Annotated in this window: 22 protein-coding genes; 11 read left to right on the top strand and 11 right to left on the bottom strand. The window is 72.5% G+C overall.

Annotated elements, in window-relative coordinates:
* Positions 1-9: 9 nt before the first annotated feature.
* The 5 genes from ABZ848_RS12440 to ABZ848_RS12420 form a co-directional block, all read right to left on the bottom strand.
* The gene (locus ABZ848_RS12440; RefSeq protein ID WP_242768868.1) at positions 10-615 is read right to left on the bottom strand and encodes an ATP/GTP-binding protein; all 606 of its coding nucleotides are present in this window, start codon (positions 613-615) and stop codon (positions 10-12) included.
* 179 nt (positions 616-794) lie between these two features.
* Positions 795-1208: a DUF742 domain-containing protein gene (locus ABZ848_RS12435; protein WP_360829558.1), complete on the bottom strand. Its 414-nt coding sequence runs from the start codon at positions 1206-1208 to the stop codon at positions 795-797.
* A 22-nt stretch (positions 1209-1230) separates the two neighbouring features.
* The gene (locus tag ABZ848_RS12430) at positions 1231-1668 is read right to left on the bottom strand and encodes a roadblock/LC7 domain-containing protein (RefSeq protein ID WP_242768866.1); all 438 of its coding nucleotides are present in this window, start codon (positions 1666-1668) and stop codon (positions 1231-1233) included.
* Positions 1665-4184, bottom strand: a complete 2520-nt coding sequence (locus ABZ848_RS12425; protein WP_360829554.1) for a nitrate- and nitrite sensing domain-containing protein — start codon at positions 4182-4184, stop codon at positions 1665-1667. The genes ABZ848_RS12430 and ABZ848_RS12425 overlap by 4 nt, the downstream gene beginning before the upstream one ends.
* A gap of 57 nt (positions 4185-4241) precedes the next feature.
* Complete coding sequence (locus tag ABZ848_RS12420; protein ID WP_360829551.1) at positions 4242-5015, bottom strand: MHYT domain-containing protein; 774 nt, start codon at positions 5013-5015, stop codon at positions 4242-4244.
* A gap of 152 nt (positions 5016-5167) precedes the next feature.
* Here ABZ848_RS12420 and ABZ848_RS12415 point away from each other — a divergent pair, with 152 nt between their 5' ends.
* Complete coding sequence (locus ABZ848_RS12415; protein ID WP_360829548.1) at positions 5168-5767, top strand: class I SAM-dependent methyltransferase; 600 nt, start codon at positions 5168-5170, stop codon at positions 5765-5767.
* Between the two features lie 95 nt (positions 5768-5862).
* Here the strand turns inward: ABZ848_RS12415 and ABZ848_RS12410 are convergent, their stop codons facing one another.
* A complete protein-coding gene (locus tag ABZ848_RS12410; RefSeq protein ID WP_360829545.1) occupies positions 5863-6759 on the bottom strand; it encodes an oxygenase MpaB family protein in 897 nt (298 codons plus the stop codon).
* Between the two features lie 99 nt (positions 6760-6858).
* Here ABZ848_RS12410 and ABZ848_RS12405 point away from each other — a divergent pair, with 99 nt between their 5' ends.
* From ABZ848_RS12405 to ABZ848_RS12395, 3 genes are all read left to right on the top strand, one after another.
* Positions 6859-7155, top strand: a complete 297-nt coding sequence (locus ABZ848_RS12405) for a hypothetical protein (protein ID WP_360829542.1) — start codon at positions 6859-6861, stop codon at positions 7153-7155.
* Between the two features lie 136 nt (positions 7156-7291).
* Positions 7292-8167: a hypothetical protein gene (locus ABZ848_RS12400; RefSeq protein ID WP_360829539.1), complete on the top strand. Its 876-nt coding sequence runs from the start codon at positions 7292-7294 to the stop codon at positions 8165-8167.
* A gap of 215 nt (positions 8168-8382) precedes the next feature.
* Positions 8383-9774 (top strand): tannase/feruloyl esterase family alpha/beta hydrolase, encoded by a 1392-nt coding sequence (locus ABZ848_RS12395; protein ID WP_360829535.1) that lies wholly within the window; start codon positions 8383-8385, stop codon positions 9772-9774.
* Between the two features lie 4 nt (positions 9775-9778).
* Here ABZ848_RS12395 and ABZ848_RS12390 read toward each other — a convergent pair whose 3' ends face one another.
* Both ABZ848_RS12390 and ABZ848_RS12385 read right to left on the bottom strand, forming a co-directional pair.
* Positions 9779-9961 (bottom strand): hypothetical protein, encoded by a 183-nt coding sequence (locus ABZ848_RS12390; RefSeq protein WP_242768857.1) that lies wholly within the window; start codon positions 9959-9961, stop codon positions 9779-9781.
* A 126-nt stretch (positions 9962-10087) separates the two neighbouring features.
* A complete protein-coding gene (locus ABZ848_RS12385; protein ID WP_360829532.1) occupies positions 10088-11149 on the bottom strand; it encodes an acyl-CoA desaturase in 1062 nt (353 codons plus the stop codon).
* A gap of 249 nt (positions 11150-11398) precedes the next feature.
* Between ABZ848_RS12385 and ABZ848_RS12380 the strand changes: the two genes are divergently transcribed.
* From ABZ848_RS12380 to ABZ848_RS12370, 3 genes are all read left to right on the top strand, one after another.
* Entirely contained in the window at positions 11399-14251 is a 2853-nt protein-coding gene (locus ABZ848_RS12380) for a DEAD/DEAH box helicase (protein ID WP_360829529.1), read from the top strand.
* Complete coding sequence (locus ABZ848_RS12375) at positions 14248-15516, top strand: SWF or SNF family helicase (protein WP_360829526.1); 1269 nt, start codon at positions 14248-14250, stop codon at positions 15514-15516. The genes ABZ848_RS12380 and ABZ848_RS12375 overlap by 4 nt, the downstream gene beginning before the upstream one ends.
* Positions 15517-15644: 128 nt before the next feature.
* Positions 15645-16985 (top strand): esterase-like activity of phytase family protein, encoded by a 1341-nt coding sequence (locus ABZ848_RS12370; RefSeq protein WP_360829523.1) that lies wholly within the window; start codon positions 15645-15647, stop codon positions 16983-16985.
* Between the two features lie 56 nt (positions 16986-17041).
* Here the strand turns inward: ABZ848_RS12370 and ABZ848_RS12365 are convergent, their stop codons facing one another.
* Entirely contained in the window at positions 17042-17296 is a 255-nt protein-coding gene (locus tag ABZ848_RS12365) for a hypothetical protein (RefSeq protein WP_360829520.1), read from the bottom strand.
* A 400-nt stretch (positions 17297-17696) separates the two neighbouring features.
* Positions 17697-18863 (bottom strand): xylose isomerase, encoded by a 1167-nt coding sequence (gene xylA, locus ABZ848_RS12360; RefSeq protein WP_360829517.1) that lies wholly within the window; start codon positions 18861-18863, stop codon positions 17697-17699.
* A gap of 125 nt (positions 18864-18988) precedes the next feature.
* Between xylA and xylB the strand changes: the two genes are divergently transcribed.
* Together xylB and ABZ848_RS12350 are read left to right on the top strand one after the other, a co-directional pair.
* The gene (gene xylB / locus ABZ848_RS12355; RefSeq protein ID WP_360829514.1) at positions 18989-20434 is read left to right on the top strand and encodes a xylulokinase; all 1446 of its coding nucleotides are present in this window, start codon (positions 18989-18991) and stop codon (positions 20432-20434) included.
* Positions 20435-20444: 10 nt separating this feature from the next.
* Positions 20445-21653 (top strand): ROK family transcriptional regulator, encoded by a 1209-nt coding sequence (locus tag ABZ848_RS12350; RefSeq protein ID WP_360829511.1) that lies wholly within the window; start codon positions 20445-20447, stop codon positions 21651-21653.
* Positions 21654-21727: 74 nt separating this feature from the next.
* Here the strand turns inward: ABZ848_RS12350 and ABZ848_RS12345 are convergent, their stop codons facing one another.
* Complete coding sequence (locus tag ABZ848_RS12345) at positions 21728-22270, bottom strand: FABP family protein (RefSeq protein WP_360829508.1); 543 nt, start codon at positions 22268-22270, stop codon at positions 21728-21730.
* A gap of 274 nt (positions 22271-22544) precedes the next feature.
* Between ABZ848_RS12345 and ABZ848_RS12340 the strand changes: the two genes are divergently transcribed.
* Both ABZ848_RS12340 and ABZ848_RS12335 read left to right on the top strand, forming a co-directional pair.
* A complete protein-coding gene (locus ABZ848_RS12340; RefSeq protein ID WP_360829505.1) occupies positions 22545-24032 on the top strand; it encodes an APC family permease in 1488 nt (495 codons plus the stop codon).
* Positions 24029-25042, top strand: a complete 1014-nt coding sequence (locus ABZ848_RS12335) for an acetamidase/formamidase family protein (protein ID WP_360829502.1) — start codon at positions 24029-24031, stop codon at positions 25040-25042. The genes ABZ848_RS12340 and ABZ848_RS12335 overlap by 4 nt, the downstream gene beginning before the upstream one ends.
* Positions 25043-25061: the final 19 nt, after the last annotated feature.

The raw sequence follows: 25061 nt of genomic DNA, 5'->3' as shown, positions 1-25061 counted from the left end.
GCCGCCCGCTCAGCCGACCGAGTCGAGCAGCCGGGCGGTGTGCATCCGCCCGGCGTACTCGACGAGCCGGATCAGCACCTCCTTCCCGGAGTCGCGGTCCCGGGCGTCGCAGAGCACGACCGGGGTTCCCCGGTCCAGGTCCAGGGCGCGTGAGACGTCCTGGGCCCCGTACCTGCGGGCGCCCGAGAAGCAGTTGACGGCGACCACGAACGGGATGTGCCGGTGCTCGAAGTAGTCCACCGCGGGGAAGCAGTCCTCCAGGCGCCGGGTGTCCGCGAGGACCACGGCTCCGAGCGCGCCCTGCGAGAGTTCGTCCCACAGGAACCAGAAGCGGTCCTGGCCGGGTGTGCCGAAGAGGTAGAGGGAGAGCCCGGACCGGATGGTGATGCGTCCGAAGTCCATGGCGACGGTCGTGGTGACCTTCTGGTCCACGCCGTCGGTGTCGTCCACCAACTGGCCGGCCTCGCTGAGCAGTTCCTCGGTGCGCAGCGGCCTGATCTCGCTGACCGCGCCCACCAGGGTGGTCTTGCCCACGCCGAACCCGCCGGCGACCAGTATCTTCAACGCGAGTGCGGCCGTGTCGCCGCCCTGGGCATCGGAGTGCTCGGAGACCATCGATCACTTCTCTCGGGAGTGCCGGCAACGGTCGACGTCCATACGCATCATCACAACTGCGGCCCTTCTTCGGAGGATTGGACCGCTATTTGCCCAATGCGACCGACTTGTTCGCTTTCGGAGTCCGGTTGGGTGTACGAGTCGGGGCCGGACGGGACCGGGTGGTTGTGAACTTTCATCTACAGCGCTCGCAGCCCCTCGATCACCTCGCGCAGAATCCGTTCGTCAGGAAGCTGTGCGGGTGGCACGGGACGGCTGACGGTCACGCAGCCGAGCTCCAGCAGGTCGCCGAGCAGCACCCTGACCACGCCCACGGGCAGGTCGGCGCCCGCGGCGAGCTCCGCGACCGACTGGATCTCCAGGCGGCACAGGTCGATCAGCGCCCGGTGTTCCGGGCCGAGCGCGGTGTCGTCGTCGACGCCGGGGGCTCCGGTGTCCAGGGTGACCAGCGCGATCAGGTCGAAGCGGACGCCGGTGGGGCCGGGCCTGGTGCGCCCGCCGGTCATGGCGTACGGCCGCACGAGGGGGCCGGCCTCCCCGTCGTACCACTGGCTGCCCGGCTGCTGCCCGGCGCCCGTCCTGTCCTCGATCATCTGCCCGGACCGCCTTCTCGTCTCATCGGGCGGCCGGCGGCCGGGCGCCGACTCGGGGCGCCGTGTACAGGTGCTCGCCGACGCGTTTGACCAGCCGTGCCATCTCGTAGGCGACCAGGCCGATGTCGGCGGTCACGGCGGTGAGCACGGCGAGGCAGGAGCCGTCGCCCGCCGCGGCCACGAACAGGAAGCCGTCGTCCATCTCCACCATGGTCTGGCGCACCCCGCCGGCGCCGAAGTGCCGGCCCGCCCCCTTGGCGAGGCTGTGGAAGCCGGAGGCGACGGCTGCCAGGTGTTCGGCGTCCTCCCGGCGCAGATCGGTCGACGCGCCGACGGCGAGCCCGTCGTTGGACAGCACCACGGCATGCCGTACCTCGGTCACGCGCAGCACCAAGTCGTCCAGCAGCCAGTCGAGTTCGCCGCCCCGCTGGGCGGCCCTCATGCTCGGGTCCTGGATCATGCGCGGTCTCCTTCGCTGCTGTCGCTGCGCGCTGTCGAATCCGGGGTGGCGCCACGGCCCGGCTGCCTGCCGCCGCCACGCGCCCAGCCGTCCCGGTACGCCGCCATGCGGTCCCGTACGGCCTCCGGGGTGCGCTCGTCGTCCCGGGCGGGGGTGGACGGCTGCGCCGCTTCTTCCTCCGTGCGGTGCTCGCGCAGCTGGGGGGCGAGGTGCGCCTGGCGTACGCGGCGGGGCAGGTCGTCGGAGTCTTCGGCGTCGTCCTCCGGTCGGTGCAGGCGCAAGGTGGTGACTCCGGGTGGTGGGGTGTCGGAGGCCGCCTCCACCGCCGCGGGTACATGCGCCGCCAGGGCGGGCCGCTCGGCCATGGCCGGTACGGATTCCTGGGGCTCCGTGGCGCGGGGCACGCGCGCGTACTCCCGTTCTTCGGTCCGCTCGGTGTCCGCGGCCTTCCTGGGGGAACGTTCCGCCGCACCGCCGTGCAGCAGGGCGGTGGGCAGCAGGACGACGGCGGTGGTGCCGCCGTAGGGCGAGGTGCGCAGGTGCACCTTGATGCCGTGGCGGGCGGCGAGCCTGCTGACCACGAAGAGGCCGAGCCGGTCGCTGTCGAAGAGGTCGAGGGCCTCGGACTGCTCGATGCGGCGGTTGGCCTCGGTGAGGGTCTCCTTGCCCATGCCGAGGCCCCGGTCCTCGACCTCCACGGCGTAGCCGTTGCCGACAGGTTCGCCGGTGATGCGCACGCGCGTGTGCGGCGGCGAGAACTGGGCGGCGTTCTCCACGAGTTCGGCGAGGAGGTGGGTGAGGTCGGCGACGGCCGCGCCGACGACGGACGCCTCGGGGAGCTGCCGTACCTCCACGCGCGCGTAGTCCTCGACCTCGGAGACGGCCGCGCGCACGACGTTGGTGAGCGAGACCGGCATGCGCCAGGCGCGGCCGGGTGCCGCTCCGGAGAGGATGATCAGGCTCTCGGCGTGGCGCCGCATGCGGGTGGTGAGGTGGTCGAGCCGGAAGAGGTCGCTCAGTTCGTTCGGGTCGTCGGAGCGGCGCTCCATGCTGTCGAGCAGGCTCAGCTGGCGGTGGACGAGGACCTGGCTGCGGCGGGCGAGGTTGACGAAGACGCCGGAGATGCCGCTGGCGAGTTCGGCGCGCTCGACGGCGGCGCGCAGGGCGGCGCGGTGCACGGTGCCCAGCGCCTCGGCGACCTGTCCGGCCTCGTCCTCGGCGGGCGGTCCGGGCGGGGCCTCGGCCTGGATGTCGATCTCCTCGCCGGCACGCAGCCTGCGCATGGCCTCGGGGAGGTTGCGGCGGGCGATCTCCAGCGCGCTGTTGCGCAGGCTCACCAGCTCGACGACGAGGCCGCGTCCGATGCGTACGGAGATGACCAGCGAGGCGGCCACGGCGGCGAGGCCGAGGAGGACCGCGGCGCCGGCCGGGGTGAGCAGACCGCGGGTGAACGGGTCGGCCCGGTCGGCGACCTGGCTCCCGGCGTTCGCCTCGATGGTCCGCATGCCGTCCTGCACGCGCGCGTGCGCCGTGCCCCAGTCGGCTTCCGGTGCCGCCTTGGTCGGGCCGGGCGTGCCGGTGACGACCTTGTCCTCGGTGTCGCCGAGGGCGACGTAGGCACTGCTGCCGGCGAGGGTGCGCCAGGCTGCGCGCTCCCGGCCGCTCAGGTCGGCGACCGCGGCCGCGGTGAGGGTGCGGCGGGTGTCGACCGCGCCGGTGAACATCCGCAGCCGCTCGCCGGTGAGGCCTTCGACGAGGGGTGCGCCGGCGAGTACGGCGTCCTCCTGGGCCAACGCCTCGCCCGCGCGGGAGAATTCGAGCAGTACGCGCGCGTCGGAGCCGAGGTCGGCGTCCTGGATGCCGGTCAGCGCGCCGCCCACTCCGAAGGCGGTGGCGATGGTCCTGGTGTACTGCCCATAGGTCTCGTCCCAGCCGGCTCGGCCGGCGAGCACCGCGGTGCGCAGCGAGCGCAGTTGCCGGGCACCGTCGACGAAGGTCTCCAGGCGCTGGGCGACTCCGGCGGGCAACTCCTCGCTGTCGGCGACGGTGTTGTCGTCGCCGAGCCGCAGCTCGGCCACGGCGCGGTCGGTGCGGTCCGCGAGCTTCTTGTAGTCGCCGCTCTGTCCGCCCTGCGGATCGGTCGCGTAGCGGACGGCGGCGACGCGTTCGGCCTGCAGTGCGGCGACGGCCGCGGCGACGGGTGTGCGGATCTCGGAGTCGACGCGCTGCAACTGCCGCAGCCGGGAGACGTCCTGGGCGGTGGTGACGGTGGCGTACGCCCACAGGGCGAGCAGGGAGACGACCGGCACCATCAGCAGGCAGACGATCTTGGCCCGTACGGTGCGCGGCCGTATCCGCCATCCGCTCCCGCTCGCGGGCGGCTCCTCCGGCGTCGCGCCCGCGGGCTCGTCGGGGGCCTCCTCGGCCGGGGGTCCGGCGTGGGCGCGGCGGCCGCGCACGGGCTGTGGGGGCGGCGTCTCGGCGCCGGGGCTGGGGGTCCTACGGGGTGTTCGCATGGCCTCCTCGCTCGGGAGTGGTTCGGGGGCGTGTCTGCGGGTGCGGACCCGCCGCCGCTAGTGGGCCACGCTCTCCACCGGCCGCTGGGCGGAGGCGGACGCCTCGCGCTCCCCGGTCGTCGGCGACAGCGCGACGAAGGCCGAGGTCAGGAAGAGGTAGGAGCCGAGGCCGACGGCGAGGGGGAAGATGAACTGCATCGCCGTGGCCCCGGCCAGGGCCTGGCCGGAGGGCGTGACGCGGACGCTCACCGCGAACATCGCGGTGTAGTGCATGCTCGTGACGGCCGCCCCCATGATGAGCGAGGCGACGGTGACGGCGATCGGCGACTTGATGTTGAGCGCCGCCCACAGGGCCGCGGTCGCCGCCACGACGGCGATCAGGACGGACAGCGCGACGAGCGCCGGGTCGTAGTCGACGTGGCCGTGCAGCCGTACCGCGGCCATGCCCAGGTAGTGCATGCTCGCGACACCGAGGCCGGTGGTGAGACCGCCGAGGAAGAGGGCGCGGGCACGGTCCTTGCTGTAGCCGACGGCGAAGACGCCGGCGCAGACGACGATCATGGCGACGAGAAGGCTCACGATCGTGAGCGGCACGTCGTAGCGGATGTCGGTGCCGCTCACGCCGAATCCGAGCATGGCCACGAAGTGCATGGTCCAGATGCCGGTGCCGATCGCGGAGGCCGCGGTGACGAGCCAGTTGCGGCGTGAACGTCCGGTGGCGCCGAGGGCGCGGACGGTGCAGCGCAGCCCCAGTGCGGCGCCTATGCAGGCCATCACGTACGACAGCACGGGGGTCAGCCAGCCGAAGGTGGCGTGGTCCAGGTGTCCCATGGCCCCGGGACGCTAGTCGGTGCAGAGGCGCGCAAAGGGGGCGCATTTCGAAAGGTGTTGCAATATGTCGCAGATGTGCACCGGAACGATCGCGTCACGCTCGAACGTGTGCACTGCGGCGTCATCCGTGTCGGTGAGGGATCATGCGGAGCATGAGCGACGACCACACACACGTCCAGGAGTTCTTCGGCGTCCGCGCGGCCGACTGGGACCGCCGTTTTCCGGACGACGGCCCCGCCTACGCGGCCGCGGTGGCCGAGCTCGGGCTGCGCGAGGGCGGCCGGGTGCTGGACGCGGGCTGCGGCACGGGACGGGCCCTGTCGCCGCTGCGTGCCGCCGTGGGGCCCTCGGGAGTCGTCGTCGGGGCCGATCTCACCCCGGAGATGCTCCAGGCCGCCGTACGGGCCGGCAGGGGCCGTGACGGGCAGTTGCTGCTTGCCGACGTGGCGGCGCTGCCGCTGCGGTCGGGGTCGCTCGACGCCGTGTTCGCCGCCGGCCTGATCGCGCATCTGCCCCGGCCGACCGAGAACCTGCGGGAGTTGGCGCGCGTGGTGCGCCCCGGCGGGGTGCTCGCGCTGTTCCACCCGATCGGGCGGGCGGCGCTCGCGGCGCGCCAGGGTCGACAGATCACCCCTGACGACCTGCGGGCTGAGCCCAACCTCCGTCCGCTGCTGGCCGGTTCGGGCTGGCGGATGACGTCGTACGTCGACGAGGACGCCCGCTTCCTCGCCCTGGCCGTGCAGGAGGGCTGAGAGGGCTGACCCTTCAGAAGCGGCCCCCGACCGCGGCTTCTGTCCTCACCGTAGGACGCGATGGCGTGCTCGGCCGGCTGCGCGAGACGATCGGCTCACTCGACGGCTGATCCGCCCAGGTGCCGGACCGGGCAGCCCCGGACGCCGGGCGTGGGGCGGGTGCCGAGCCGGTTCAGCTCGTAGCCGTCCGGGTAGCCCCTGACCTCCCGGTTCTGGCGGGCGAAGTGCGGTTCGCGGCGCGGCGGGAGAAGCCGGACCACGCGTCCACGCCCGCGTACCGCGCGACGCACCAACGCGCGCGTGGCGGCGTTCGGGGCCTGGTAGCGGAACGCCCGCAGCAGGCGGTCGTCGAGCAGGGCGAGCGTCGAGGTGCGCAGCAAGGGGGCGAGCGGACGCGGATACCAGGAGGCCATCAGGGCAAGGGTTGCGTCGGAGACCCTGCGCGCGTCCTCGTCCCAGTCGAAGTTGGCCTCCTCATAGGCGTCGAGACACGTCTCGAACTCCTCGAAGGACTCGGGTATGTCCTTGATGCCCATGTGCCGGCCCAGGGTGCGGTAGTGGACGGCCGAGGCGACCGTCTCGTGGCGCGAGAACCTGCGCCACCCGTAGGTGTCGATCCACCGCTTGGGCATCACCACGAACGTGCACAGGACGTAGCGCATGTCGTCGTTGCCGATGTCGTAGCTGCGGTGCATCTGGTTGATCCGGCGGATCGCCGTGCAAGCCTGTTCGCTGCCGAAGCCGTGCTCGACGACGGCGTCGAGCAGCAGCACAGTGTCGTCGTAACGCTTCTGGGTGCGGTCCGTGAGCTCGGCTGTCCTGGCGAGCAGGCGGCCGATGGAGGGCACGGCGTAGGTGCGGTAGAGGGCGAGTTCCAGAGCGCGCGCGAAGTCCCACGGGAACTCGTGGGCCGAACTGAGCCGGTAGATCTCCGAGGCGTCCTGGTAGGGGTCCATCCCACGGATCTGTTCGAGCCGCTCGAACCGCTTCACCGTACCGTCCCCCTTCTGCCGCCGGAGCTCCAACTCTACGTTGAGTAGCAGGAGATGAGCGATCAGCAATGACAACCACGCAGGGGGAAGGTGATCGGCATGTGGGGCAGGGTGCGCAAGTTCTGTTCGAGATTTCTCAACGCCGTGCGGGCGGAGGTGAACCACGGCCGGGACAAACGTACACACAATCTTTTCGAAGCGGCCGCCGCGTACGTCTCGGCCTGCGCGGAGGACGACCAGGACCGCATCGACGAGGCGGCGGGCTGGGTGTCGCCCGAGGCGCTGTCCTTCGGGGTCAACGAGCTGGCGTGCCGAGCTGTCATCGCTCTTGCGCGGGAGCGCGACGAGTCGCCGCGGACGGTGGCCCGTACGCTTCTCGGGCTACCCGCGGCCTGACGCGTCGGACCAGCGGCGGGCGATTCGCCCCGTCCAGCCGGAAAACTGCAGCTCCGGGTGCGCTTGGGAATCGTGACAAGCGGCTTCCGCTCGCATTAGGGTGCGCGCCGTTGGACGAACCGATGGGGAGGCTGGGATGGCCGGGACGGACGAGGACGCCGTCGCCGCCGCGGACGAAGCGCTCTATGTGCTCACGGCGGTACTGCTGACGCCGGCGAAGTTTCCGAGCGTGCTGGGCGACGACTATCCGGAGGCCTGCGCGGCGCTCGGCCTCGCGCCGCTCGCCGACGGATACGGCCTGGTGATCGGCCAGGACGGGGAAGGTGCCCGGTGGACGGTCGTCGTCGACGACGTCTCGCTGGTCGCCGTCGCCATCGCGTCGTGGGACTGCGGCATGGAGTACGACCTGTCGCCCGACGAGCGTTCGGTCGTCGCCGCCCTGCCCGGCTGGCCTCTCGCGGTCGCCGTCGCGGCTCCCGGCGTGCCCGCGCCGCACGACCCCGACCCCGAGGTCGCGGAGCGGCTTCCGCTCACCCCGCCGGACACGAGCACGTGGGGGCCGGCTCAGCGGCGCCTGGGTGCCGACGAGATCGCGCTGCAGTGGGCGCTGTGGCGCGAGCAGATCGACGATGCGGACTTCCCGGCCCCTGACGGCTCCCCGGCCGCCGGAGAGGCCTCCGAGGGCGCCCAGCAGGCAGCCAAGGACGATCAGGCGGGCAAGGACGACAAGGACAAGCCCGTCGGCAGCAGCAAGATCCGGCGGGTGCTCGCCGAGGCCCGGGCGTACGTGGACTCGCCGCCGCCGCTGGGCCGTGTCCGGTCGTCCTTCGCTCCCGGCGACGCGCGGACCCTGCGTGCCGACGGGCCCGGCTGGTCGCTGGTGGCCAGGACCGACGACATCGCGTTCGTGCTCCTCGACGCGGAGCCGGGCGAGGTGCTGCCGGTGGGCCGGGGCCCCGAGCTGCCGGGGCTGCTGGAAGCACTCGACAAGATGGCCGTACGCCCGAGCTGAGCCGACCCGAGCCGCGCAGGGCGGCACTGCTCCAACCCCCTTGTCCTGCGCGGAACTTCACCCACCCACCTGTTGTACGGCCCCACACGCAGGCCTCCCGCCATGTGGCCCCGGCCCATGGATGCCACGGAGGCCGGATCGCACCATGAGGCAGCCCCGGGCGCCCCGCTCATCGGCGGTGGCGCCCGACTTCCACGCTGCCCCTGGAGGCCGTCATGCGTCCGTCCCGAGGTGTTCCGCTCGCTGCCGCCGTACTGGTGGCGGCGGCCCTCACCTGGCCGACTCCCGCCACGGGCACAGCCGTCGGTGCAGGGCACTGCGACCGCCAGGAGCGGGTGCGCGTCCCCGGCGCGGCCTTCCAGCAGAGCGCGTGTCTGCCCGACCTGACGACGACCGGGCTGGCCGGTACGTCCTACACCGACATGGCGGACCAGGCGGGGCTGACGGCCAGGGCCACCCGCACTCCGTCCGGGGTGCCCGGGGTGCAGATCGACGGCTACTTCCCGGACTCCTCGCACTTCAACGCGACCCACGGCCGGCAGCACGACGCGCAGTTCGTGATCCGGCTGCCGGACCGCTGGAACGGCGGCCTGGTGGTCACGGGCGCACCGGGCACACGCCGGCAGTACGCCACGGACACGGCGATCTCCGACCGGGTGATCGCCCAGGGCTACGCCTACGCTGCCACCGACAAGGGCAACAGCGGCGCCGACTTCTACCGCGACGGATCGCGGCCCGGCGACGCGGTCGCCGAATGGAACACACGCACCACCCAGCTCACCCGCGCGGCCAGGCGGGCGGTCGCCCTGCGGTACGGGCACGCGCCGCGCCGTACCTACATGACCGGCATCTCCAACGGCGGCTATCTCACCCGCTGGCAGCTGGAGAACCACCCGGAGCTGTACGACGGCGGAGTCGACTGGGAGGGCGCGCTGTGGACCGCGGACGGCCCGAATCTGCTCACCTCCCTGCCCACCGCGGTGGCACGGACGCTCGGGTCGGCCGGGGACGCGGACATGTACCGGGTCGGCTTCGCACGCGGCTCGGAGTTCCTGTGGCCCTACCACGAGAAGGCCTACTGGGGTGTCACGCAGAAGATCTACCGCGCGGAGTTCGACCCGGGCTACGACCCCGGCTGTCCCGGTCCGTCCGCCGGGAGCACACCGGACGAGATCCTGGCGCCCTGTGCCTCCGACGCCGACTACGACTACGCGTCGCGTCCCGCCGCCGTCCACCGCGCGGTGGCCCGCGTGGCGCTCACCGGGCACATCGGCAGGCCGCTGATCACGCTGCACGGCGACCTGGACGCACTGCTGCCCGAGGCCGTCGACTCGGACGTGTACGCGCGCTTGGTCGACGCGAGCGGCCGGGCCGCGCTGCACCGCTACTACACGATCCAGGGCGGCACGCACGTCGACGGCCTGTACGACACCTATCCGGACCGGCTGCGGCCGATCCTGCCCTGCTACCGCTCAGCCTTCGACGCGCTCGTCTCCTGGGTGGAGAGAGGCGTGTCGCCGCCCGCGGACCGTACCGTCGCTCGGCCCGCGGGCGGCGACGTGGTCGACTCCTGTGCGCTTGCCGACCGCGCCGCTCCCGTCCGGTAGTGCCTCAGCGACCGAGCTCCTTGCGGGTGATGCGGCGCAGCCTGCGCCGCTGCGAGGGGTCCAGCGTGAGGTAGGCGGCGGTCGGGACTCCGACGACTATCAGGACCACTGCCCAGAAGGGCAGCCAGATCCACAGGAAGAGCCCGAGGGCCACTCCCCCTATGGCGATCTTCGCGTTGTTCGACATGTGTGTCGCCTCCTTCGCGGCCACTGCCGCTCTCTGCTTTGAAAACGGGCCCGCGCTTCGCGTGGTTCCGATCCGCAACCCTGAGACGACCCTGAGCCGTGACCCCGACTCGTCCCTGAGAGCCCCTCACGGCCATTCGGCCCTGAGGGGCTCTCCCACCTCGTGCAGATGACGCAGGGCCTGCCGGTAGGAGTCGACGAGCCCGGTCTCCGCGTAGGGAATACCCAACTCCTGGCAGTGGGTCCGCACCAGGGGTCGGGCGAGACGCAGATGAGGCCGCGGCATGCTGGGGAAGAGGTGGTGCTCGATCTGGTAGTTGAGGCCGCCGAGGAACCAGTCGGTCAGGGCGCCGCCGCGGATGTTGCGCGAGGTGAGCACCTGCCGGCGCAGATGCCCCCACCGCTCGCCGTCCGGGTCGGGCATCTCCATGCCCTTGTGGTTGGGGGCGAAGGCCATGCCCAGGTGGAGGCCGAAGAGGGCGTGGTGGAGGGCGGCGAACGCGAGTGCCTTGGCCGGGGACATCGTGGTGAGCAGCAGCGTCGCGTACGCGGCGACATGGGTGATCAGGAGGGCGCCCTCCAGGACGCGCTCGCGGGGCGGCTGCCGGCGCAGGTCCTGGAAGCCGTGGACCTTGAGGGCGACGCCTTCGAGGAGGGTGAGCGGGAAGAACAGCCAGGCCTGGTTGCGGGTGAGCCAGCCCCGGAAGCCGGACCGCCGGCCGGCCTGTGCCGCGGTGAAGACGAGGACATCGGCGACGACGTCCGGGTCCTTGTCGATGTGGTTGGGGTTGGCGTGGTGGCGGTTGTGCTTGTCGTTCCACCAGGCGTAGCTCATCCCCAGCAGCAGGTTGCCGTGGAGCAGGCCGATGACGCGGGCGGTCTTCTTGTCACCGCTGATCTGGCTGTGCCCGGCGTCGTGGCCTATGAAGGCCGCGCGGGCGCAGAAGACGGCCAGCAGCGGGGCCAGGAGCAGCGACCACCAGGAGTCGCCGACGAGGACGACTCCCGTGATCACAGCGGCCAGGGCGAGGGCGTTCACGGCGATCACGCGCGCGTACCAGCCGGTGCGCCGCTCCAGGAGGCCCTGGCCTTTGACTGTGCGCAGGAGGGGTGCGAACTCGCTTCCGGCGTACGGAGCGGCGCGTGCTGCCGGGGTGGGTTCGGCGACGGCGGTGGTGGGCTCGGGCATGTCCGGTCTCCGGCTCTCGCGGGCAACGTGCTGACCTGAGGAAACGTACGAATCCACGCCCCTCCGCGACCATGGCGCCACCACCCGGGTGTCTGCGGGGGTAATCCCCGTACCGCGAAGGGGGGTTGACATCACCCCCGACGCGAGGCCAGCCGCCTCCTTGTCGCGGGATGCCGGGTCGCGCGCCGGGATGCTGTACCCTCGGCGACCCCGACCTCAGTAGTCAAATTTGAGGAGCACGGCATCACTGTGCAGTCGCCCCCAGCGCCAACACCCTCCGAGCTCGCCGGACTGTCACGCTGCTGCGCCGTCTTCCGGCCCGGCGACCCGGCCCGCACCGGCACCGTCGCCTTCTGGCGGGCCGACGGCGCCGCCCCTCCGCTCCTCGCGGCGGGGTCCACGACGACCCTGCGCGTGGCACTTCCCGACGAGGACGGTGTCGGGCTGGTCGAGGTGCCCGCCGTACAGCTGCCGGTACGGGCGGCGCTGCCGGTTCTCACACGCGCGCGTACCGACACGAACGCACACCGGGGGACGGCGTTCTGGGGCGCGGCCGGACTGCTGGCCCTGCAGTTCGTGGCGCGTGGAAAGCTGCTGCCGGGCCTGTCACCGGGCGACCACGACGCCTGGCGCATCGGACCGCTCTCCGTGGAGGACGTCGATCGCATCCGCGGGCTCGCCGCCGCGATGCCGCCCGAGGCTCACGCCGTGCCGCTTGACGGCATCCTGCCGCCGCGCCTGCCCGAACCGGAGCCGCTGCTGCGCGCCTTCCTCGACGCCGTGGCCGACACCCTCCCCCGCTCCGCGGCCGCCCCGCTGGTGACCGGCGGTCCCGCCTACGCGGCGCGGCAGCCCCGGCGCATGCCCGAGCAGCGGGCCTGGGCGGCCGACGTCGCCGCGGGCCTCGACGCGGGCGTACGGCTGTCGCTGCGGATCGAGGTGCCCGGCCTCGCGGGCCGAACGCAGGAGGCGGCGTTCCGGGGTGTGCTGCAGGTGCACAGCGTGAGCGATCCGGGGCTGGTGGCGGACGCCTCCGCCGTCTGGTCCGAGTCGGGCGACACCCATGCGGGTTTCGGTCCACGCGCGCGCATGGACACGCTGCTCGCCCTGCGCCGCGCGGCCCGCGCCTGGCCGCCGCTGGCGCCGCTCCTGTCGGCGAGCGTGCCGGACGCGGTGGACCTCGCCGACGAGGAGATCACCGAACTCCTCGGAGGGGGTGCCGGCAGCCTCTCCGCCGCCGGAGTCGAGGTGCACTGGCCGAAGAACCTGACCCGCGGCCTCACCGCCCGTGCCGTGATCGGCCCGCCGGACGACGAACCTGGCGTCAGGATCTCCTCGGACGCGCCGTCGTTCCTGTCGGCCGATGCGCTGCTCGCGTTCAACTGGCGGTTCGCGCTGGGCGACCAACACCTCACCCGCGAAGAGCTGGACCGGCTCGCCGAGGCCAACCGGCCGGTCGTGCGGCTGCGCGACCAATGGGTTCTCGTGGACCCGGAGGAGGTGCGCCGCGCGCGGGCCGAGCAGGATCGCAAGATCGCGCCCATCGACGCGCTGGGTGCCGCGCTGACGGGCTCCACGGAGGTCTCCGGCCGCCGGGTCGACGTCCAGCCCACGGGCTGGCTGGCGGCCCTGCGGGAGCGGCTGGCGGACCCGGAGGGCCAGGAGCCGGTCGGGCAGCCCGCGGCGCTCCGGGCCACGCTGCGGGACTACCAGCGGCGAGGCCTGAGTTGGCTGGTACGGATGACGTCACTGAGCCTGGGCTGCTGTCTCGCCGACGACATGGGGCTCGGCAAGACGATCACGCTGATCGCGCTCCATCTGCACCGGCAGACCGAGGCGTCGACGGCCGGGCCGACGCTCGTGGTGTGTCCGACGTCCCTGATGGGCAACTGGCAGCGCGAGATCGAGAGGTTCGCGCCCGGCACGCGCGTGCGCCGCTTCCACGGGCCGCGGCGCGGCCTGGACGCCGTGGCCGACGGGGAGTTCGTGCTCACCACGTACGGCACGATGCGCCTGGACGCGCACCGGCTCGCCGACGTCCCCTGGGGCATGGTCGTGGCGGACGAGGCACAGCACGTGAAGAACCCGTACTCGGCGACCGCGCGTCAGCTGCGTTCCATCGGCGCACGCGCGCGCGTGGCGCTCACCGGCACCCCTGTGGAGAACAACCTGTCGGAGCTGTGGGCGATCCTCGACTGGACGACCCCGGGGCTGCTGGGCCGACTCGGCACCTTCCGCACCCGGTACGCGCGGGCCGTCGAGGGCGGCCGGGATCCGGCCGCCGCCGAGCGACTCGCCCGGCTGGTACGGCCGTTCCTGTTGCGTCGGCGCAAGTCGGACCCTGGGATCGCGCCCGAGCTGCCGCCCAAGACCGAGACCGACCGCGCCGTGTCGCTGACCGCCGAACAGGCCGGTCTGTACGAGGCGGTGGTGCGCGAGACCCTCGCGGAGATCTCCGCCGCCGACGGCATGGCCAGGCGCGGGCTGATCGTGAAGCTGCTGACGGAGCTGAAGCAGATCTGCAACCACCCCGCGCAGTTCCTCAAGGAGGAACGCCCGAGGATCACCGGCCGCTCCGGAAAGCTCGAGCTGCTGGACGAACTGCTCGACACGATCCTCTCCGAGGGGGCGGGCGTTCTGGTCTTCACCCAGTACGTGCGCATGGCGAGGCTCGTCGAACGGCACCTGGCCGCCCGTGGCATCGCCTCGCAGTTCCTGCACGGCGGGACGCCCGTCGCCGAGCGCGAGGCGATGGTGCAGCGCTTCCAGGACGGTGAAGTGCCGGTCTTCCTGCTGTCGTTGAAGGCGGCCGGGACGGGCCTGAACCTGACCCGGGCCGAGCATGTCGTGCACTACGACCGCTGGTGGAACCCCGCCGTGGAGGCACAGGCCACCGACCGCGCGTACCGCATCGGCCAGACCCGGCCGGTGCAGGTGCACCGGCTGATCGCGGAGGGCACGGTGGAGGACCGCATCGCCGACATGCTCACCCGCAAGCGGGAGCTCGCGGACGCGGTGCTGGGCGCCGGAGAGGCGGCGCTCTCGGAGCTGACGGACGCGGAGCTGGCCGATCTGGTGGAGCTGCGAGGGGGCACGCGATGAGCAGGTACGACGAGGACAGGGAGCGTACGTTCGCCGCGCTGCCGCCCGCGCACGGGCGGGGTTTCGCGCAGACCTGGTGGGGTCAGGCCTGGTTGAAGTCGCTGGAGGACGCGGCGCTGGACTCGCAGCAGCTGAAGGCGGGGCGCAGACTCGCCCGCGCGGGAGCCGTGGGCGCGGTGACCGTGCGCCCGGGCCGCATCACGGCTGTCGTCCAGGACCGCGACCGCACCGCGCGCCGGGCCGACGTCCTGCTGGAGGAGCTGTCCGGCGAGCAGTGGGACCGCTTCCTGGACATGGCCGTCGAGCGCGCCGGGCATGTGGCGGCACTGCTCGATCGCGAGATGCCGCCGCACCTGGTCGAGGACGCGGCGGCAGCGGGCGTCGAACTGCTGCCCGGGATGGGCGACCTGGAGCCGGAATGCGACTGCGACGCCTGGGACCACTGCGGGCACACGGCGGCGCTGTGCTACCAGGTGGCGCGGCTGCTGGACCAGGACCCCTTCGTCCTGCTGCTGATGCGGGGCCGGGGTGAACAGGCCCTGCTGGCCGACCTCCAGGGCCGGACCGCGCCGCCCGCCGAGTCCGTCGCCGCGGCCGAGGGCGTGGACGCCACGGAGGCGTACGCGACCGGCGGCATCCTGCCCTCGCTGCCCGCCCTCCCGGAACTCCCCTCCGAGCCCGGCTCACCACCCTCCCTCGACACCGACGCCCCGCCGGCACCGGGCATCGACCCCGGCGCCCTGCGGTACTTGGCCGCGCGGACGGCCGCAGAAGCGCATCGGCTGCTGTCCGACGCCCTACGGCCCGGAGCGGAACCACACGGTCCCGAACCGGAATTGACGACCGCTCAGGACGCGATACGGCTCGCCGCGGGCGTCCCCGACGAGACCATCGCGGCTCGGCTGGCCGAGGGGTCGGGGCGGGACCGGGAGGGGCTGGCGCGGGCCACGCGCGCGTGGGCGCTCGGTGGCTCGGCCGCGCTCTCCGTGCTGGAGGAGGAGTGGAACGTCGAGGGCGAGACGCTCGTACGCGCGCGTGCCGCGCTGGAGTCGGCCTGGGACGAGGACGAACGGCCGGTGCTGCGGGGAAGGTTGAACCGGTGGACGGTCGTCGCTGAGCCGGCCCAGCTGCGTCTGGGGCAGGACGGACGCTGGTGGCCGTACCGCAAGGAGCGGGGGCGCTGGGTGCCTGCCGGAGGAGCGGCACTGGATCCGGCGACGGCGCTGTCGTCGGTGGCGGCGGACTGCCGGGACGAGGAGACCTGAGCCGGGCGGTCCGCGACAGCCCGTGTGCTCGGGCTACCGACGCCCTGTGTTCATGTGGCCGTCGGTACGCGTTCGCCATGGGGTCCAAATCTGGCCGCTGTCAGTCGAGTTGCCCTTCAGGAGGCCCGATGTCCCCGTACGCCGCAGGTCGGATCCGTGTCAGACGTGCCGTTGCAGTGGGTGTGCCGCTTGCCGTGATGGGAGCCCTCGTGGCCGCCGCGCCGGCCGCGGGGGCGTCGGACGAGAGCGCCCAGGTCGTTCGTACGGCGACGCTCGGGGACATTCCGCTCGGCGCGTTCAGCAACGCGCTGCTGCCGGGGACGGTGGACAACGACCGCGGGATCGACCTGGGTGGCATCGGCAGCGACATCTACCCGGCGGGCCGCAAGGGCGAGTACTGGACCGTCACCGACCGTGGGCCCAACGGTCAGATCAAGGTGGGCGGCACCAAGCGGCGCACCTTCCCGGTGCCCGGTTTCGATCCGGCGATCGTGAGGATCCGGGTGTCCGGCGACACGGTGAAGGTGCTGGACGCCATCCCGATCACCACGCGCTCCGGGAAGGCCGTCACCGGGCTGTCGAACCAGGCGAGCCGGGACGAGGCGCCGTACTCCTACGACGCGCAGACCGCGCTGTCGTACAACCCGAACGGGCTGGACACCGAGGGCATCGTGCGGGCCGCGGACGGGAGTTTCTGGCTCGTGGACGAGTACGGGCCGTCGCTCGTGCACGTCTCCGCGCGCGGGAAGGTGCTCACGCGCTATGTGCCCAAGGGGCTGAACCTCACCGGCACCGACTACCCGGTGGTCGAAGCCCTGCCCTCGGTCCTGTTGCACCGGAAGATCAATCGCGGGTTCGAGGGTCTCGCCCAACTGCCGGGCGGCGACCTGGTGATGGCCCTGCAGAGCCCGCTGTCCCTGCCCGACACGGACGCCGGTGAGGCCTCGCGGAACACCCGCCTGGTGCGCTTCTCGCCGAAGAAGAAGGCGGTCACAGCCGAGTACGCGTACCGCTTCGACCCGGTGAACGTCGTCGACCCGAGCGAGGACGACACCTCCGAGCTCAAGATCTCCTCCGTGGTCGCCGTGGGCGGCGACCGGCTGCTGGTCGAGGAGCGCACCGACAAGGCGGCACGGCTGCAGCTCGTGAGGCTGGACCGGAAGGCGAACATCCTCGGCGGCCCCTATGACGACGACACGACCTCGCCGTCCCTGGAGCAGCTCGACGACCCGGCGGCCGCCGGCGTCCCGGTGCTCGGCAAGAAGCTCGTCGTCGACCTGGGCGAGGTCGACGGAGTGCCCGGGAAGATCGAGGGCATCGCGCGCGTGGACCACGACACGCTCGCCCTCGTCAACGACAACGACTTCGGGATGACGGACGGCACCGGCGCCTTCGACACGCAGGGCCGGCTGATCGACAGCGGGATCGAGACGACGGTGACGTACGTGCGGTTGCCGCACGGCGTCTGACGGCCGCGCTGCTCCTTCAGGGCCACGCCACTGCTGACGGCGGGCCGGGGCACGCGCTAGGGCAGTTCGATGCCGCCCAGGGACGGGATCAGCGATTCGATCTCGCTGGGGACCTCGCTCGGGAGTTCGCTGGGCAGCCGTGACGGCAGCTTGCTGGGCAGTCTGCTCGGCAGCTCCGTCGGGATGCTCAGCGACGGCGAGGCGCTCGCGCTCGGGCTGCTCGCAGCCGGCGGCTTCTTGTCGGGCGAGTTGTCGCTGCCGGAGTGGGACATCAGCATGACGACGGCGCCGGCGGCCGTCCCCGCGAACACGACCAGCAGGATGTGGAGCCGCTTCTTCCATGGATTCCTGGGCGGCTCCGGCGGCAGCCAACCGCCTTGGGTGGGCGGCTCGTTGCTTCCCGGAGGCGGGCCGTAGCCTTCTGCGGGTCCAAAGCCCTCTCCGGCCCCGTAGGCGGGACCGAAGCGCTCGGTGGGCGGTCCGAAGCCGCCGCTCTGAGGCGGCGTGTCGTCCGGCGGCCCGGGCGGTCGAGGCGGTACGGGCGGCATGGCCATACCGTCCAGAGTCGCCTCACATCGGGCATGAGGCGACCCCCGCACGGAAGCTGATACGGATCCATACCGTGGACCGGACGATTCCGGAGCATTCCGCGCGGGGACGAGTCGGGCACGCGCGCGTACATGTGCGAACACGCCTACGCGCGCGTGCCGTTCAGCCGCGGGCTCCCAGCAGGTGGTCCATGGCCAGCTGGTCGAGGTGCTCGAAGGCCATGCCGCGCGCGGCGGTCGCCTCGACGTCGAACTCCTCGAAGGCGCTGCGGTCCGCGAGCAGGGCCTGGAGGCCGTCCGCGGCGGTCGCCTGGGCCAGCTGGTCCAGACGCGAGGCACGCAGCGCCTCCTGCACCTCCGGGTCGGCGCGGAAGGCGGCCGCGCGCTCCTTGAGGATGAGGTAGTTGCGCATGCAGCCCGCGGCCGACGCCCACACCCCGTCGAGGTCCTCGGTGCGCGGCGGCTTGAAGTCGAAGTGGCGCGGGCCCTCGTAACCGGCGCTCTCCAGGAGGTCGACCAGCCAGAACGCGGCGCGCAGGTCGCCCGCGCCGAAGCGCAGGTCCTGGTCGTACTTGATGCCGGACTGGCCGTTGAGGTCGATGTGGAAGAGCTTGCCCGCCCACAGGGCCTGCGCGATGCCGTGCGGGAAGTTCAGCCCGGCCATCTGCTCGTGGCCGACCTCCGGGTTGACGCCGTACATCTCCGGGCGCTCCAGGCGCTCGATGAAGGCGAGCGCGTGGCCGACGGTGGGCAGCAGGATGTCGCCTCGGGGCTCGTTCGGCTTGGGCTCGATCGCGAACTTCAGGTCGTAGCCCTGGGAGACCACGTACTCGCCGAGCAGGTCGAAGGCCTCCTTCATGCGGTCGAGGGCGACGCGCACGTCCTTGGCGGCGCCGGACTCGGCGCCCTCGCGGCCGCCCCAGGCGACGTAGGTCCTCGCGCCGAGCTCGACCGCGAGGTCGATGTTGCGGATCGTCTTGCGCAGGGCGTAACGACGCACCTCACGGTCGTTCGCGGTGAACGCGCCGTCCTTGAAGACCGGGTGCGTGAAGAGGTTGGTGGTGGCCATCGGCACGGTCATGCCGGTCGTGTCGAGAGCCTGGCGGAATCGCTTGATGTGCGACTCGCGCTCGGCGTCGGAGGACCCGAAGGGGATCAGGTCGTCGTCGTGGAAGGTCACACCGTAGGCGCCCAGCTCGCTCAGGCGCTGCACCGTCTCGACCGGGTCCAGGGCACGCCGCGTGGCGTCGCCGAACGGGTCCCTTCCCTGCCAGCCGACGGTCCACAGGCCGAAGGTGAACCTGTCCTCGGGGGTGGGCTGGTAGTTCATGCCGCGGCTCCTTGCTTGCTCCGACTATTTCGTCATGGCAGTTTACAAATTAGTATGCGGACGCACCTCTGGGAAGAGACAAGATGTCTTTGTTCCCGCAGAGCCGCGCAAAAAGGGAGAGCCCGATGTCAGCAGCCGAGGGTCCGCTCGTCGTCGGCGTGGACACGTCCACCCAGTCCACCAAGGCGCTCGTCGTCGACGCGGCCACCGGTCAGGTCGTCGCGAGCGGCCAGGCGCCGCACACCGTGTCCTCCGGGGCCGGCCGCGAGAGCGACCCGCGCCAGTGGTGGGACGCCCTGTGCGAGGCGCTGCACCAGTGCGGCGACGCCGCGCACGAGGCCGCCGCGGTGTCGATCGGCGGGCAGCAGCACGGTCTCGTCACACTGGACGGGCGGGGCGAGCCGGTGCGCCCGGCGCTGCTGTGGAACGACGTGCGCTCCGCGCCGCAGGCTCGCAGGCTGGTCGAGGAGCTGGGCGGCGCGAAGGCCTGGGCGGAGCGCACCGGGAGCGTGCCCGGCGCGTCCTTCACGGTCACGAAGTGGGCCTGGCTGGCCGAGAGCGAGCCGGAGGCGGTGCGCGCGACCAGGGCGGTCCGGCTCCCGCACGACTACCTCACCGAGCGCCTGACCGGCCAGGGCACGACCGACCGCGGCGACGCCTCCGGCACGGGCTGGTGGGCGTCCGGGACGGAGTCGTACGACGAAGAGACCCTCGCGCACGTCGGCCTCGATCCCGCGCTGCTGCCCCGTGTGGTCCGGCCGGGTGAGATCGCGGGCACCGTGCGCGACAGTCACGACCTGCCGTTCTCGAAGGGCACGCTGGTCGCGCCGGGCACCGGTGACAACGCGGCCGCCGCGCTGGGGCTCGGGCTGCGTCCCGGTACGCCGGTGCTCAGCCTCGGCACATCGGGCACTGTGTACGCCGTCTCCAGGCGCCGCCCGGCCGACCCGACCGGCACGGTGGCCGGTTTCGCCGACGCGCACGGGGACTGGCTGCCGCTGGCCTGCACGCTCAACTGCACTCTTGCCGTCGACCGCGTCGCCGCCCTGCTGGGCCTGGACCGCGAGGCGGTGGAACCCACCGACGCCGTCACACTCCTCCCGTACCTGGACGGTGAGCGCACCCCGAACCTCCCGGCGGCCTCTGGCCTGCTGTACGGCCTGCGCCACGACACGACCGCCGGCCAACTGCTCCAGGCCGCCTACGACGGCGCCGTGCACTCGCTGCTGGGCGCCCTTGACCTGGTCCTCGACGAGGACGCCGACCGCTCCGCTCCCCTGCTGCTGATCGGCGGCGGCGCCCGCGGCACGGCCTGGCAGCAGACGGTACGGCGCCTGTCGGGCCGCCCGGTGCAAGTCCCGGAGGCCAAGGAGCTGGTCGCGCTCGGCGCCGCCGCACAGGCGGCCGGCCTGCTGACCGGCGAGGATCCGGCGGCGGTCGCCCGGCGCTGGAACACGGCCGCGGGGCCGGTGCTGGACGCGGTGGAGCGGGACGAGGCGACGCTGGCCAGGATCGCCGGGGTACTCTCCGACGCGGCCCCGCTGCTGGAGCGGAGCACGGACAGCCGTTGAGGACGGGGGCATGACCGCACCGCTGCACGAGGCCCACCCGGCCGGTCCCGGCCGGGCGCTGCCCGACACCCAGCAGGGCATGCGCCGCCGCAATCTCGCCCGGGTGATGCACGCCGTGAACGCCGAGGGACCGCTCTCCCGTGCCGCGGTCGCCTCGCGCATCGGCCTGACGCGTGCGGCGGTCTCGACCCTCGTCGACGAGCTCATACGCACGGGCCTGCTGGAGGAACTCGGCCCCGAGCGGCCCGGCCGGGTGGGCCGCCCCGGCTCGGCGCTCGCCGTGAGTGGGCACGGTCCCGCCGGGATCGGCGCCGAGATCGGCGTCGATCACCTCGCCGTCTGCGCCGTCGACCTGCGCGGGCAGGTACGCGCGCGTGCCGTGCGGCACGGTGCGAACCGCGGCCGCTCCCCAGGACCCGTCGTCGCGGAGCTCACCGAGCTGGTGCGCCGGGTCGTCGCCGAGGCGGAGGGCGAGGGACTGTGGCCCGCGGGGCTCGCGGTGGCCGTGCCGGGCCTGGTGGCCCGCGACGCCCGTACCGTCGTACGCGCCCCGAACCTGGACTGGCACGACACGGACCTCGGTGCCCTGCTGCCCGACGACATCCCGCTCGCCGTCGACAACGAAGCCAACTTCGGCGCGCTCGCCGAACTCTGGCTCGGCGAGGGCACCCCGCTGGACTTCCTCCACGTGTCCGCGGAGATCGGCATCGGCGCCGCGGTCGTCGTGGCCGGCGGGCTGCTGCGCGGGACGCGCGGTTTCGCGGGCGAGCTGGGGCATGTGCCGGTGCGGCCGGACGGGCCCGCCTGCCCCTGCGGCGGGCTCGGATGTCTGGAGCAGTACGCCGGCGAGGAGGCCGTACTGCGGGCGGCGGGCCTTGAGCCGGGCGAGGACCGGGTCGGACTGCTCGCGGGCCGCGCCGCCGAGGGCGACGCGGACGTACGGCGTGCGCTGCGGGACGCCGGTGAGGCACTCGGCATCGCGCTGACCGGGGCGGTCAATCTGCTGGATCCCGAGAGCGTGGTCCTGGGCGGCGCGCTGGCCGGGCTGGCGCCCTGGCTACTGCCTTCGCTGGAGGCCGAGCTGGACCGGCGCACCGCGGGCCCCGCCTGCCCGGTGTCGGTGTCCCGGCTGGGTCCAGAGGGCCCGCTGCTGGGTGCGGCACATTCGGTGGTGCGGGCGGTACTGGACGATCCTGCTGTGGTGGGCGAGCGGGGCTGAGGCGGGCGCCGGGTCGGCTTCCCTCACTCCGCGACCCGCCTGTGCCGCGCCTGCCCCTGACCCTCGCGCCGCCGCTATCCCTTGCGCCGCAGCGTCGCCGACAGATGGTGCTGCAACGGCCGCCCGACCGCCGCGAGGTCGTGGACGAACGTCAGTGTGTCGCCGTCGGTCAGGGTGTAGCGGCGGCGGGTCGCGTTGACCTCCTTGGCGGTGGGGGTCAGCGCCACCTCGTGGGTCGAGAGGTCGACCGTGCCCTCCGCGACGTGACCGACCATGATCTCCGCGATGCCGGTGGGCTGGGTGATCAGCGCCTCCACCCGGCCGTCGGGCTGAAGCCGCCACCAGCCGCTCTCCCGTGCCGCCGGACGCAACGGCGTGCCGTCGGCGTCGAGCAGCCACGCCCGGGCCTCGTAGCGGAGGAAGGGACGGCCGTCGTGGCTGAAGCCGACCTCCTGCGCATAGGCGAAGTCGCCGTCGAGCGTGGGATATCCGCCCTGGCCCCGGCCGTGCCACGTGCCCAGCAGACCGAGCACCGGCGCGAGCAGCGGGTGCGGTGCGGGCGTCTCGTCCGGCCGGTGGCCGTCGGGGTACGGGAGTTCCGCTGCGGGGTCGAACACGTCTGCGCTCCAGGGGTTGGGCCGGTGCCGGGAGAGAGCCTAGGGGGCCCGTCCCGTCGGCGGCGCGCAAGCCTCGCCGGGATCGGCCTCACGCCGTCTCACGGCCCCGCTTCACCCGATCGAGTGGCCGGGTTTTCCACAATGCCGCCGCCGTCCACGGAACCACGCCGCGCCCTTCTGCCCAACCCGCAAGCGCCGTACCGTGATTCACGCGAGGCCCACCCGTCGGGACCTGGGAGGCCTCGCAAGTCGGCGTGATTTGAGGGGGATTCGCATGGCGGGGGAAGAAGCGGCGGCAGGGCTGAGGCGGGACGCGATCGGGCTGCGCGAGGTCCTGTTCCAGAGCATCACGGCCATGGCCCCGGCCGCCGCGGTGGCCGCGTCGATCCCGTCCGGTGCCGCCTTCGCCGGCGGAAGCCTGCCGCTCGCGGTACTGGTCGCGCTGGTGGCCTGTCTGTTCACCGCGTCCTGCGTGGCGGAGCTGGCACGCGAACTCCCGGCCGCGGGCTCGGTGTCCACGTACGCCGCGCAGGGGCTGCACCCCACAGTCGGCTTCCTCGTCGGCTGGGGCTATGTGTTCGTGGAGGCTCTCGTCCCTCCGCTGCTGCTCCTGCAACTGGGCTTCACGACCGCGGGCACGCTGCACGACGAGTGGTCCTCCTACCCGGCGGACCTGTGGTGGCCGTGGGCGCTCGCGGGCGCGGCCGTCATCGCGGCCGCCGGATACTTCGGCGTGCGCGCCTCCGCCCGGCTCGGCACGGTCCTCGGGGTCTTCGAGATCCTCGTCTTCCTGGTGTTCGCCGTCTGGCTGATCATCAAGGCCGGAGGGGACAACACCCTCTCGGTGTTCGGGACTTCGCACACAGCCGAGGGTTACGAGGGTGTCAGCGGCGTCTTCGCCGGCTCGGTGTACACGGTGCTGGCCTTCGCCGGATTCGAGGCCGCCGCACCGCTCGCCGAGGAGACCCGCGACCCACGCCGCACGATGCACCGCGCGGTTCTCGGCGCGGCCCTGTCGATCGGCCTCTTCTACGTCGTCACCACCTACGCCATGACCGTGTACTTCGGCCCGGACCGCTTCGCGAAGTTCGGGGCCTCCGGCGAGGCGTCCTGGGAGGGCGTGGCCCGGGCGTCGTTCGGACTGTTCTGGGTGCTGGTGTTCCTGGCCGTGGTGAACTCGACCATCGCCAACGCCAACGCGTGCGCCAACGTCTCGACGCGGACGGCCTTCGCCCTGGCCCGCATCAGGGTGCTGCCCGGCCTCTTCGCCTCACTGCATCCCCGGTACCGCTCCCCCGTCGCCGGTATCGCCGTGCAGACGGTCGTGGCGGTCGGCGCGGTGCTCGGGTTGGGCCTGGGCTACGACCCGGTGACGGCGTTCCTGCTGCTCGCGACGGTGATCGTGACGGTGGTGATCGGCGTGTACATCGTGGTGAACCTCGCGTGCGCCGGCTATTTCCTGCGCCGCAGGCGGGAGTTGCTCAAGCCGGTACGGCACCTGCTGCTGCCCGTCCTCGGGATCGTCGCGTTCGTGCCCGCGCTGCTGACCGCGGCCGGCCTGCCCGTCTTCGACTTCGTCACCGAACTGACCGCACCCGTGTCATACGCCGGACCCATCGTCGGGATATGGATGGCCCTGGGACTCGTGGTGCTGGTCGTGCTGATGCGGCGGCATCCCGAGCGCATAGCCGAGACCGCCCGTGTCCACCTCGACGAACCCGCCCTCACCGGCCCCGCGCAGAACGGAGCAGCGCAGCAATGAGCGACCCGCGGATCCTGACCGTCCGGCCCGAACCTGGCGAGTACGCCTGGACGTTCGGCGGCGCACCGCCCGTGGCGCGCATCGCGCCCGGCACGGTTCTCGACCTGTACACGGAGGACTGCTTCGCCGGGCGGGTGCGGTCGGAGAAGGACCTGGTGTCCGAGGTGTGCGAGTTCCCGTTCCTCAACCCGCAGACCGGCCCCTTCTACGTGGAGGGTGCGGAGCCGGGTGACACGGTCGCCGTGCACTTCGTGTCCATCGAGCCTGCCCGCGACTGGGCCGCGTCCACCACCGTCCCCCTCTTCGGCGCGCTCACCTCGACGCACACCACGGCCACCCTGCAGCCGCCGCTGCCGGAGACGGTGTGGATCTGGCAGCTGGACCGGACCCGGCGCACGGCGCTGTTCCGGGCGCACGACAGCGACATCGAGGCCGAGTTGCCCATCGACCCGATGCACGGCACCGTCGGCGTGGCCCCCGCCAATCTGGAGGTCCGCTCGGCCCTGGTGCCGGACGCGCACGGCGGCAACATGGACACGCCCGAGATGCGGGCCGGCGTCACCTGCTACCTCGGGGTGAACGTGGAGGGCGCGCTGCTCAGCCTCGGCGACGGGCACGCCCGGCAGGGTGAGGGCGAGACCTGCGGGGTCGCCGTGGAGTGCGCGATGAACACCGTGGTGATCGTGGAGCTGCTCAAGGGCGTCGCCACGCCGTGGCCGCGCATCGAGTCGGACACGCACATCATCTCGACGGGGTCGGCCCGCCCGCTGGAGGACGCCTTCCGGATATCCCAGCTGGACCTGGTCCAGTGGCTGGTGCGCGACTACGGGTTCAGCGAGCTGGACGCCTACCAGTTCGCCACCCAGGCCGTCGAGTCGCCGCTGGCCAACGTCTGCGACACCAACTACACGTGCGTGGCGAAGATCCGCAAACAGTGGCTCCCCGCGCGGGAGACTCACCGCGGTGTGCACGCGCAGCTGCGCGAGACCGCGGTGATGCTGCGGAGCTGAGTGATCGACAGAAGGGCGA

The organism is Streptomyces sp. NPDC047081, assembly GCF_040643775.1.
In the GTDB taxonomy this organism is placed as follows: domain Bacteria; phylum Actinomycetota; class Actinomycetes; order Streptomycetales; family Streptomycetaceae; genus Streptomyces.
This window is presented reverse-complemented; position numbering and strand designations above follow the sequence as displayed.